9 protein-coding genes are annotated in these 12,261 nt (G+C 36.2%); 5 read left to right on the plus strand and 4 right to left on the minus strand.

What is annotated here, in order from left to right:
* Positions 1-120: 120 nt before the first annotated feature.
* From FXV91_RS00490 to FXV91_RS00500, 3 genes are all read left to right on the plus strand, one after another.
* A complete protein-coding gene (locus tag FXV91_RS00490; protein ID WP_229387279.1) occupies positions 121-1,449 on the plus strand; it encodes a phenylacetate--CoA ligase family protein in 1,329 nt (442 codons plus the stop codon).
* Complete coding sequence (locus FXV91_RS00495) at positions 1,449-2,633, plus strand: glycosyltransferase family 4 protein (protein ID WP_229387281.1); 1,185 nt, start codon at positions 1,449-1,451, stop codon at positions 2,631-2,633. The genes FXV91_RS00490 and FXV91_RS00495 overlap by 1 nt, the downstream gene beginning before the upstream one ends.
* 290 nt (positions 2,634-2,923) lie before the next feature.
* On the plus strand, positions 2,924-4,402 hold the full coding sequence (locus FXV91_RS00500; protein ID WP_229387283.1) for a hypothetical protein: 1,479 nt from the start codon (positions 2,924-2,926) through the stop codon (positions 4,400-4,402).
* An 80-nt stretch (positions 4,403-4,482) separates the two neighbouring features.
* Here FXV91_RS00500 and FXV91_RS00505 read toward each other — a convergent pair whose 3' ends face one another.
* Together FXV91_RS00505 and FXV91_RS00510 are read right to left on the minus strand one after the other, a co-directional pair.
* A complete protein-coding gene (locus FXV91_RS00505; protein WP_229387285.1) occupies positions 4,483-5,769 on the minus strand; it encodes a flippase in 1,287 nt (428 codons plus the stop codon).
* 259 nt (positions 5,770-6,028) lie between these two features.
* Positions 6,029-6,961, minus strand: coding sequence for a UDP-N-acetylglucosamine 3-dehydrogenase (locus tag FXV91_RS00510; protein ID WP_229387287.1), 933 nt, complete (start codon positions 6,959-6,961; stop codon positions 6,029-6,031).
* A gap of 604 nt (positions 6,962-7,565) precedes the next feature.
* On the opposite strand from FXV91_RS00510, the gene FXV91_RS00515 reads away from it, so the two are divergent.
* Together FXV91_RS00515 and FXV91_RS00520 are read left to right on the plus strand one after the other, a co-directional pair.
* Complete coding sequence (locus FXV91_RS00515) at positions 7,566-7,721, plus strand: hypothetical protein (RefSeq protein WP_229387289.1); 156 nt, start codon at positions 7,566-7,568, stop codon at positions 7,719-7,721.
* A 909-nt stretch (positions 7,722-8,630) separates the two neighbouring features.
* The gene (locus FXV91_RS00520; RefSeq protein ID WP_229387291.1) at positions 8,631-9,494 is read left to right on the plus strand and encodes a glycosyltransferase family 2 protein; all 864 of its coding nucleotides are present in this window, start codon (positions 8,631-8,633) and stop codon (positions 9,492-9,494) included.
* Between the two features lie 1,491 nt (positions 9,495-10,985).
* Here FXV91_RS00520 and FXV91_RS00525 read toward each other — a convergent pair.
* Both FXV91_RS00525 and FXV91_RS00530 read right to left on the minus strand, forming a co-directional pair.
* Positions 10,986-11,408: a DUF86 domain-containing protein gene (locus FXV91_RS00525; RefSeq protein ID WP_229387293.1), complete on the minus strand. Its 423-nt coding sequence runs from the start codon at positions 11,406-11,408 to the stop codon at positions 10,986-10,988.
* Positions 11,405-11,836: a nucleotidyltransferase domain-containing protein gene (locus FXV91_RS00530; RefSeq protein ID WP_229387295.1), complete on the minus strand. Its 432-nt coding sequence runs from the start codon at positions 11,834-11,836 to the stop codon at positions 11,405-11,407. Before FXV91_RS00530 ends, FXV91_RS00525 begins: the two co-directional genes overlap by 4 nt.
* Positions 11,837-12,261 lie beyond the last annotated feature (425 nt).

Consider the following 12,261-nt stretch of genomic DNA (forward strand, 5'->3'; position numbering starts at 1 on the left):
TGTTAGGGCAATTGAAGAATTTAAACCATCATTGATTTGCCATAGGAATGTATATGGTGAAGGACATGCTGGTCGAAATATTGCCTCAATTGTTGATTCCTACGGTATAGAAGGGTGAATATGTTAAATAAAGAATTGTTCACATGTGCACATCAAGTTTGTGACTGGAGATTTTATTCTACATACCAAAAATTGGTTGTTAATCAGTATAAAACATATAAAGAGCTAGAAACAGAACAAGAAACACAATTGAAACACATGATGAATTTTGTTTATCGAAATGTGCCTTATTACCGTAAGGTTTTTGATAATTTGAAATTACATCCTTCTGACATCAAAAAAATTGAGGATTTAGAAAAACTTCCAATTCTAAACAAAAGTATTATTCGTGAAAATTGGAATGATTTTATACCTGTCAACCTGAAAAGTATGAATTTTTATGATAGAGCTACGGGTGGGTCTACTGGTTCTCCATTTAAGTACAGATTATCTAAATATGATCGTTTTTTGTCGGGAGTTATTCTTTATCGAGGTTGGGGTTATGCTGGGTATGAGCTCGGAGATAAAATGGTTTTCTTAGCCGGTTCTTCTCTAGGTGTAGGGACAACTCCTAAACTAGTTACAAAGTTTCATGAAATAGTAAGGAATATTCGAAAATTATCTTCTTTCGACATGACTTATGAAAATCTAAATAAATATGCAGAAATTATGAACTCCTTTGAACCTAAAATTCTGACTGGCTATGCTTCGTCCATATACTTTCTTGCAAATTTCTTAGACGAGAACAATATATCTGTAACTTCTCCACAAGGAATTATTACCACTGCTGAAAAACTATTTCCAAATGTAAAAAATAAAATTGAAACTGTCTTTGGCTGTGATGTTTATGATTCTTATGGATTGAATGATGGAGGGGTTACTGCGTTTGAATGTTCCGAACATGAGTATTTGCACGTAGATACTGAAAGGAGTATTATGGAAGTTGTAGATGAAAATAATTCTCAAATTGGTGAAGGGAAGGGAACTATTTTAGCAACAAGTCTTTACAATTTTGCTATGCCATTTATAAGGTATGATACAGGAGATATTGGATCTATTGTTGACGATGTTTGCAGTTGCGGTAGGAATCACAAATTATTAAAAGAGATTATCGGGAGGCAACAAGATATTTTACAAACTCCCGAAGGTAAATACATTTATGGAGGATTTTTCACTCACATTTTTTGGGAAATAAATGGTATTAAAGAGTTTCAAATTACCCAAAAAAAATTAGATACTCTTATCATAAATGTCGTTGCCGAAGAAAACTTTGATGAAAATCAATTGAATTTGATTAGGGAAATCATACAAACAAAAAGTAATGCATGGAATGTTGAATTTAAATATGTCGATAAGATCAATCAAACTGCAGCTGGAAAATACAAATATATTATTAACGAGTTGAAATAATGAAGCTCAAAAATTTGCTTGTAATAAGCAGTGATTTCCCAGATAAAAATAATACATATGTTGGGAATATTTTTGTTAAAGAACAGATTAAATATATTAAAAATTATTTTGAGAATGTATATGTAATTTCTCCATTAGCTTATGGAATGGAAAAATTCAGAAATACAAGTTATGAAGATTATGAATTTGATAATGTTAAGGTGTATTTCCCTAAATACTTGAATGTGCCACTGTTTTATTTTTATGGGAGAAATTTCTGGGTATCTCTGGAAATGAATTCTGTGCTTAAATTGATAAAAAAAGAAAATATACATTTTGATCTGATACATGCACATTTTACATGGCCTTCCGGTGCTGTTGCAGTTGAGTTAAATAAGTATTTTAATGTACCTATTATAATATCTGAGCATACCTCAACTACATTTCATAGATCGATTGACAAAAAGGACAAAATATTTATCAACACATGGAAAAAGTGTGATGCTATTATCAGAGTTAGGCAAAGAGATATATCTCTTTTTGAAGATGTTGGAATTTCTAAAAATAAAATATTTCATATACCCAATGGGTTCAATAATTCTTCTTTTTTTCAATATGAAACTTTTGAATGCAGGAAAAAATTAAATTTACCGGAAAACAAAAAAATAATCTTAAATGTTGGTAACCTCTATAGCGAAGTAAAGGGTCATAAATATCTCATTGAAGCTATTAATGAAATTGTAAAGCATAGGGAAGATATTTTATGTGTTATTGTTGGTGGCGGAAAACTAGAACCAAATATTCGAAAACAAATAAATGATTTAGGGCTTGAGAATCATGTAACACTAGTTGGAAGCAAACCTCATGGGGATATACCATTATGGATGAATGCCTGTGATGTGTTTGTCTTACCTAGTTTAAATGAAGGAAATCCGACTGTGATGTTTGAATGTTTGGGTTGTAGAAAACCATTCATAGGAACTAAAGTAGGTGGTGTGCCAGAGGTCATTGCGTCTGATGATTATGGATTGCTTGCTGAGCCTGAGAACGCCGAGGATCTGGCTGAAAAAATTGAGGCCGCTTTAAATAAAAATTGGGATGAAGGAAAAATTGCAAATTATGCAGAACAATACCGCTGGGATAATATAGCTTCACAAATTGTGAACCTTTACTATGAACACTGTCCAACTAATTATAACCTTTAAACCAGTGTGATGTCATGATGGCTGATAAAAATCAGATTTTTTCGTTATTATCAACAGTATGTTTTATTTTATTGATAAGAAACGCATTTCTACTTAAGTTTGTTGAGCCTGTCGGATATATCGTAGATATTTACTCGGCGTTCCCCTTTGATTTTTATCTAGGATTTATTTTCTGTTATTTTGTAGCATCATTTCTTGTTCTTAATGGGAAAAAGATAATCGGAGTGTCAATCCTTTGCCTTAATCATTTAGAAATACTTCTTATACCTTACAAATTAGGGTATTATTCGATGGGTCGTGCAGATGACATGTCTTATATTGGAGAGTACTTGCAAATTGCGAATTCAGGTCATTTTGCAAATTGGGACATTTATCCTGCCACTCATATTATAGGAGCCTCTGTATCCATTATTTCTGGTTTGGAAACTAATTTCACATCTTTTATAATACCCATTTTATTTTCTTTTATCTTTATTATGGGTATTTATCTCTTTTCAAGAGAAATGCTTCCTTATCCTTGCATAAAATCGTTGGTAATAGTTTCATCATTTATATTGTATCTAGGTATATACAATTTCTTAAACGTACCTCATGCTTTATTTTTTGCATTCATACCACTATATTTGTTTGTGATGTACTGTTATTTTAATAGTAAAAAGCATAATGTTCCATTTTCAGTGATTTTTGTTCTGGTGACATTGCTAATATCTTATACCCATCCTTTTATTGTGTTTTTCTTAATAGTGACATTTCTGTTCCATTTAGTTTCTAAAATTTTGTCTATTACTCAGCTAGAGATTTTAAAGATACCATCAGTAAATTCGGTGAGTTTTTTAATTTTAGCAGTTTCGTTCTTCAGCTGGTTGGTATATAATGAAAAACTTGTCGGTGATCTTAGAATAAGTTATATTAGTTTTATTAATAAGGTTACAGAACCTGTTTTTTTCGAGACTGCGGATAAACTAACTAAAGTAAATTTTGGTTTTTTGGAATATATTCAATTATTCAGTCTTTTTTACGGAAGATATATATTCCCTACAATTTTTATTATGGCTTCATTCATATTTATTTATCATAATAGAAATCTACTAAAGAATAATATTTTCATAAACTATCCATATTTAGTTACTCTGTACATTATTTTTTTATTTGTACAGCTTGTTTTGCTTGTAAATCCGCTTATATCTCATCAACCTGATAGAATTATGAATCTGAACTTTATACTATATGCGCAAATACCACTTTTTGCCTTATCCATTTACGTACTTTTCTTGCGGAATTCAAAATCGATTTACAGCATATCTTTAATCTGTTTGATCCTTGTCTCTATATGGACGTTCAGTCTCTTTGGATGTTTGGATTCTCCACGAGTTTATCGGACAAATGCTGCTCTTACATATAATGAAGTAGAAGGAATGAATTGGTTTTATAATCTAAAAGATGATAATGCAATTGTTGGTGTACCGTTAAGTCAAATAAATAGATTCCATGATTTATTTGGCGAAAAAGATGCTAAAGATTCTCTTAAGCATTTTCCTGATCACTTTGGTTACTCTAACAATTCTTCCAATATTAGAGAGGTAAATGTTGAACTTGATAACCATTTTTATATTGTTCTTTTGACTATTGATGAATTGTTATATCAAGAAATTCCCAGTTATGCTAAGATAGGGAGATATTACAAATCAGATTTTATCAGGCTACGGGACGATACCTCTACCAATAAAATTTATGATTCAATGAATATTGAAATATTCAGTCATATCTGAGTTAAATCTTATTCATTGAATCATTTCCAAAATCTTAGAATCTCTACAAATCAAAAATCAGACTAAATTTAAGTTCCGAATCAAATTTTCAACTTCCATATCCCCTTCACAAAATGCCTAATGATAAAAAAATGCACCAATGTCAACACAATTAATGAAGTTGAAGTTGCCATAGCGGCGCCAATTATTCCATATTTTGGTATAAATGCTATATTAAATACAATGTTTAAAATAGCTGAAAACAAGGCGATTTTGTAGGAAAGTTCTACATATCCTATACTTGAATAAAAGGTACCTATCGACATAAATGTGGAATAGATTGTATATCCAATGAGCAAGATTATCAAAGGTAAGTAAGAAGGTAAAAACATATTGTCAAAAATGGTTAAGATCAGTGTTTTTCCAAAAACAACCAGAAATAAGGAGAACAGTGATGAAAGTAAGAATACCTTCAAAGTGACGTTTTTAAGTAATTTTACTATAGAGCCATATTCTTTTTTTGCATGATCTTTTGTAATTGTGGGGCTGGTCACTCTCTGGATGGCACTGGGTATAAGCGTTATTCCTTGGATAAAAATGGCTGCCACTGCATAAAAACCTACATCTTCTTCGTTTAGATAATAACCGATCATTAAGCTATCTATGTGAGTGTATAAATATCCGATTGAGTTTCCAAGGACAACATAGAGACCAAAACGTAATACATCTCTTAAAATATTGTTTTGCAAAAATGTTCCGTTGGGATAGATGAGGCTTGAACGAACGAAAAAAATAGAGATCAAACCTAAGATAATTGTGGGTATCACAAGCCCTAAAACTGCTCCAAGGACTTTCATATCCAGAAATATAACTAAAAATACCGATACTAATAGTATAATTACGTTTAGAGCTACATCTATGAATGCAAAGGCTTTCATTCTACGAAAGCCATTCAAAGTTCCTAAAACTGCTTTATTTATAGCTATAAATGGGAAACAAAGGGCTGTGACCTTTAATAGAGAAACCATTTCCGGTATATTGAAAATACTTATGGAAATAATATTTGACAGCAGGTAAAGAACAACACCCATTACAGATCCGGTGATCAAAGAACCGATCATTCCTGATGAAATGTACTCTTTCGTTTTTGCCAGATTATCATTGAATTCGGCCACATATTTAGTTAAAGCAGACCCTATGCCGAATGCAGCAAACTGCATCCCAAATATGTATATCGTAAAAACCAGAGTGTAAACACCAAGTCCTGAAGGTCCCAGCTCCCTCCCAAGAACAATCCTTAAAAGCAGATGAGATAAAGAAGAGGTAGCAAGACTGATAAAAGACCATTGTACATCACGCATCGTTTTGCTGAGTTTGAAATTAAACATGAAATGCCCTGCCAGTCAGTATAAATATAAATTTACTTCAAAATCGACACAATGCTAAAATATAGTGATGAACGTAAAATTAAAAATCACTAGGTTTTGGAACTGAGTCTCAAAATCTCTTTAAAATATAAATATGCGCTTATGGATTTAATATCTGTGAACATATTTTACAATCTCAAATATCATGAAATTGTATAAGTATTCTTATCTCCTCTCTCATCCCTTATACAAGAAAATCCTTTCCTACTTATTTTTCTGTTTAAACCTCAATCAGTCTTTCTTCTTCATAAGAACGGATTGCTGCCATGGCAACTTCCAGGGCGTGTTTGCCATCTTCTCCACAGGTTTTCGGGGCTTTTCCTGTAGCAACGCAGTCTATAAAGTGTTCCAGTTCATTTTTGAGTGGTTCACTCTCTTCTATTTTGGCTTTTTGGATCCAGCCGTTGTTGTGGGTTTCTACGGTCTGGTCAATGTAGTCTAAGTAAGCAACTCCCTTTATGCCAATGGCTGTTAGCTTTCGAACTTTGTGGGGGGTTAACCAGTTTGTTTCTACAACTCCCGCAAATTCGTGATCCATGCGGAGGATAATCGAGGCGTGGTCTTCAAAAGAATGGATGTCTGCACCTGCCACGGCGTAGACGTGGTTAACTCTCCTGCCGTAGAGGTATGAGATGATGTCGATGTCATGGACGCCGATGTCCAGAATTACTCCTACATCGCGTATTCTCGGGTTGTAGGGGCCGACCCTTCGGGTGGAGATTGAGACTACTTTGCCGAGGATTTCGGAGTCTATGAGTTCCTTGAGTTTTATGACTGCTGGGTTGAAGCGTTCTATGTGGCCGACCATCAGGATCTTGCCGGTTTTCTTTGCGGCTTCAATCATGAGGTCTGCGTTTTCAAGGGTATCTGCGATTGGTTTTTCCACAAGGACGTTCAGGCCTGCTTCGAGAGCGTCGAGGACTACTTGCTTGTGCAGTTTTGTAGGAACTACGACACTGACAGCATCGAGGTCTTCTGCAAACATTTCGTTATAATCCGTAAAGCCTTTTGTATTGAACTGGACAGCCATGGCTTCGACTCGCTGCTGGTCTACATCTGAGATTCCGGCAAGTTCCACGCCTTCCATTTCTCTGTAGATCCTGACGTGGTTTTGGCCCATGGCTCCAGTGCCTATAACTCCTACTTTAATCATAGATAGTAACTTCCTGTTTTATTTTAAAAACATCAGATTCAAAATTTCATATTCTCTGATTATTGGGCTCATTTTAATTATTTCAGGCCTTGTGCCGAGAATTATTGCAATCTTCATATTTTACCGCGTCCTTGTCAGGGAAATTTCCTAGAAATATTAATTTTTTAGTAAGATACCCACTAAGTTATTTAATTCATTTGGTGAGTTTTTAAATCATTCAATAGACATGTATCTTTAGAAATAAGTATTATTTATTCGGGCCTTTATTTTTAACATATAATTAAGAAGTATTCTCTAATTTAAAGCAGTACTTTTAAATAATAAATATCAACTAGGAAAGTTCCAGCTCAAAAATCAAAAAGTTTTCGGGCTGGGTTTCGAGGATTCTGAGAGGGCGATTTGCTGAGATTCTTGTCCGGTTGCGACGGAGGAGTCTGGGGGGACGGGTCTGGATAAATATATATTGCAGGTTTTGAAAAAAGTGACAATTTAGATCAATTTTTTTTGTTTTTAGTGTGGTTTTTGTTTTTAAATTTATCAAATTCATTTTAAATATTTTAAGCACTTTTTCAGTTTAAACAACTTACTCTTAGGTGGTTTATTCATGAAATACATAAAAAAAGTTTGCCCAATTTGCAACAGTGAATTCTTAGTTTTGAAAAGTGTGGAAGAAAAAGCCTTCTACTGCACTCTTAAGTGCCTGGGAAAGGCTCAGGAAAATTTAGGAATACAGGAAAGCTCTTTATCGTTTTTGCCGTGATTTTCTGCTGGATTGCAATTGGGCTCCTATTTTCTCTCCTTAAATTTTCGGCAAAGTTCTGTGATCAAATCGCAATTTCAATCCATGATTTAGTCCGCTTGAGCAAAGCGCAGACTTCTGCAATATACCTGGTCCATATCTATCTACTTGAATGCAAAATCCTGATTATCCTCACAGATGTCTACAATTCTGTCAGGTCTTAAGTAACTTGATTTACATTTGAGCTGATCCCAAAACTTAAAATCTCTTGTCTGAATCTAGAACTTAGAATTATCAATTGAGCTTCTGACAATGATAATAGTTTCGAAATTCTCGTTGATGTAAAAATAAACTTGGATTTGGAATAGGTTCGTAATGACAAATTATATTTTAAAGTGGATAACATAGAACCATTAAGGAAGCCATCTATACGTTCAATAGTTTAGAAAATCAATATTTTTAGGCTTACTTGGTACATTTCTGGCATTTTTGAGCATTTCCCTTTAATAATTGAGCTATCTCTTTTTTCTAGCAGTCTGTCAGTCAGATAATTTTGTCTAAAAGAGACTTTCAGGTTATTTACGTTTTTATCCAGTAAGTGCCATAATTATCATAATTACCATAATGCGCTTCTTTCTTTCAATCATATACCTATTTTTACTCGCACCAATTCTTTTAGATGAGTATTTATATTTAAACATCTCTTCCCTTTAGATAATTAGTCATGAAGTATCAATTTGTGAGGATTATTTATAACCGGCTGATGGTGTTGTTTTCATTATAAGACTCAAAATATAATCAAATGAGGTTTATTCTTCCAGCAAGGAGCGGATTAAAACGGATGTAGAACTGGTGGCTGAGAATGGTTTTCAATCCTTGGCGCCGCATGAAATTTTCAAAGAAAGGCAGATTACTTCTCAAAATATAACCGTGATTCTTCCCGCTTATAATGAAGAGGTATCCATAGGAAGCATTGTCCTGCTCTCGAAACAGTATGTTGACAGGGTTATCGTTRTSGATGACGGCAGTTCTGACAGGACTGCTGARGTTGCTGCACGCGCAGGTGCTGAGGTAATAGTGCACTCTCCKAACAAAGGAAAGGGCATGGCTTTCAAGACMGGRTTTGCGGCTGCCGAGGGCGCAGATATTATAGTTACCATGGATTCGGACGGGCAACACAACCCTTCGGATATCCCCAGGCTCGTTGCCCCTATCCTCAGAGGCGAAGCTGACATGGTTAACGGGAGCCGTTACCTGAATGGTCACGCCACGGACACACCTGCATACCGGCGCATAGGCCAGACTATCCTTGACAGAGTTACGGTCATGAACTCAGGAGTCAAAATTACAGACTCACAGAGCGGGTTCCGTGCTTTTGTAGCCTCCACAAAAGATATCTTCCGCTTCAGCGCGCAGGGAATGGCAATAGAAAGTGAAATGCTTGCAGACGCAGGAAGGGCCGGGTTAAGAGTAAAAGAAGTGGAGATCCAGGTAAGGTACGATGTAGATTGCTCAACCGAAAACCCGATAAGGCATGGTCTGGTTGTTTTGTTAACAGTTTTTAAGGATATGGAATTTAATAAGCCTCTGTACTACTTTACCCTGCCAGGCCTCATCCTCGGAGCAGGCGGGTTATACATGGGCTTTGGTTTTTTGCGCACTTTTTATCTTGGCGGGGGCCTGGAATTCGGACCGACCATATTGATGATCCTGCTCACTCTTGTCGGAACTTTCATGGGTTTCACCGGGATCATGCTGCATTCTATATCCGGGCTGAGCACGCATCTAAAATAACTGAAGCAGGAATCCGCGTTTATGCAAATTAACCTCCTGCAGGTAGTTACCGAGCAAAAGTCGAAATTAAGTTCAATGCTTTTAAAAATCTGAGTTCAGCTTTTCAGGCTCATAAGTCTCTCATTTTCGTAGCATAAGGAAAAGCCTTGCAAAGGTTTGATCCAGAGATTCCATCCTGTTCCCCTCAGATCCAACGATCAACATTTTGATTCTCGCCTTCTGCCGTCCAGCCAATATTTTTCATAACCAGGAGCTGTACAATTTTAAGAGTCCTTCACCCTTTCCTTAGAAGCCATTCAAATCCGAATTATAATTATAATTATAATTCTTCCAGATTTTTTCGATTAGTATCAGAATTATAGTTATTATTGAGAGAATAATTAAATTTGACATTGCAGGCGGCACATTATTGAGGAACATTGAAACTGGTTTTTGTATGAAAAATAGGCTCAAAAAATGAATGTAGTAAGCTGTAAAACAGATCTTGTCTATAGTCTCTAATTTGTCTAGCTTTGAGGATTTGGAGGAGGGAGTTTGTTGAGATTCTTGTCCGGCTGCGCCGGAGAAATTTGTGGTGGGTGCCGGAACTGAATAAATATCAAATTTAGGTTTTTAATAAAGGCAGTCTGACCAAAAATTTTTAATTTTAGTGCGATTTTTGCTTTTAAACCTTTCGAATTCATTTTAAATATTTTGGGCACGTTGTCAGTTTAAACAATTTATTCTAAGGTGGTTATTCATGAAATATATAAAAAAAATTTGCCCAATTTGCAACCATGAATTCTTTGTTTTAAAAGCTGTGGAAGATAAAGCCTTCTATTGCACCCTTGAGTGCCTTATAAAGGCTCAGGAGGACTCTGAAATGCAGGAAAGCTCTTTACAATTTTTGTCGTGATTTTTGTCGTGATTTCTGGCTGGGTTCCATCTGGGTTTCTATTTTCTCCCCTTTAACTTTAGGAAAAGTCCTGTGACCAAATCACGATTTTAATCCATAATAATCCGCTTGAGGGAAGCGCAGGTTTATAAAACTTACTTAGTCCATATCGATTTGCCTGAAATGCAAACTTCTGATCACTCTCACAGCCGTCTACAATTCCATCATACCCGGCGGTCAGTATTTTAATGCTCATCTTTTTGATGCTCACCTTTTCGGTGCTCACTTTCTGCCGTCCAGCCAATATTTTTCTAAACAGAATATATTAAAACGGCTCAAAAAATGAATGTAATAAGCTGTAAAACAGATCTTGCCTGTGTCCTCTAATTTATCTGACGAGGGCCTGGGAGTTTTCCGGTGGGGGTTTTGAGAGGTCGGAGAGGGTGGTTTGCTGAAATTCTGGTAAGGTTGCGCCGGGGGAGTTTGGGAAGGGGGCCGGGACTGGGGAAATATACAAATCAAGTTTTTAAAATTGTAGTCCTCTTGAGCGCAGCGAAACGGACCGCGTGCTCCCGAAGCGCAATTCGGGTGGCGCAACTCGGCTGACACTACCATAATTAGTCGTATTTGGAAATCAGGTACTTTGCAATGTATTCAGCAAAAAGTTCCAGATCGTCAATGTCATTTTGGAGGTGGGAATAAAGCTTTTCCAGATCAATATCTGCATACATATGAACGAGCACATTTCTAAAACCGGCAGCAGGTGCCAGCTTCTTGGCAAACTTCTCCGGGAGGATATCGTGCTGGCCAAGTACCAGGATAACTTCTCTATAGGTGTCCGGACGCCTCAGTTTCTCAACGGAAATGATCATCTCGCAGATATCAATCATGCAGGCAAGGGAGATTTCCATATACCTTTCAACCGCTCCCCTCAAAGTACGGTTGTTCCTTATCTCCTCAATATCATACTGTTGATATTCTCTGAGGGCACTGACATACTCCCCAAGCTGCTCGAGCTTGAAGTTGATCTCTTTTATCATTGAAACCCGCTCTTTGCTATCCTTTTCAGGTTCTCTTTTGCATGCCTTTCGATGTGATACCGCTCGTCCAGATATCTGGACATAATTTTTGTCTCAAACTTTACCCTTGAAGGTTCATCGGACTTTAAAATGATCCCGTCACGTATAACATTATACGTCAGAAGGAGAGGAGAATTGTTGAGTATGACAAGGTCTACGTTGTTCGTTTCAAGAAGAACTGTAAGTTCGCCTATTAATTCCAGCTCAAGGTCAAAAGCTTTCTTTTGTAAAAGCGTATCATCAAAAAGCACAGCGATATCTATGTCGCTCAGGCAGTTGGCTTCTCCCCTGACAGTTGATCCGAAAAGATAGGCTACCTTAACGCCTTCAACTCTGGAGAAAAATTCCCTTAGCTTCTGTTCAAGCTGTTCAAGATCTGATTGTGGCATAGCGGGCTGCATACAGTTGATCACTTATGACTTTATGCTACCTCTGTTTATAATTTGTGCAAGCTTCACAATTTTCCTGGTCTGCTCCTTCATTGACTGCAAAAAATTGAGATGCGAACTTTGCTGGCTTAACTCTGTCAGAAAATAGTTAATTATTGTGGTCTTCAAGCTTTTTTTCTTTGATTTCCAGGTGTCGGAGCTCTCACCGGCAGATGGAGGCGGCCGACCTTTCCAAAAAATTGCTGCGTGGAAGCTGTAATGCAAACCCAGGGCTCTTCTTTTTTCACGTATTTTTTATTAAGGTTGCTTCGGGGGAGTTTGCAGAGGTGCCTGAGACTGACGAAAAGTAAAATTGAGTTGTAATTCTCGGTTATTAAGCACGCCGTGGGTATGTTTTAAATATATGCAATTGCACACATATATGT

Origin of the sequence: Methanosarcina sp. DH2 (genome assembly GCF_020804225.1) — an archaeon.
Taxonomy (GTDB): domain Archaea; phylum Halobacteriota; class Methanosarcinia; order Methanosarcinales; family Methanosarcinaceae; genus Methanosarcina.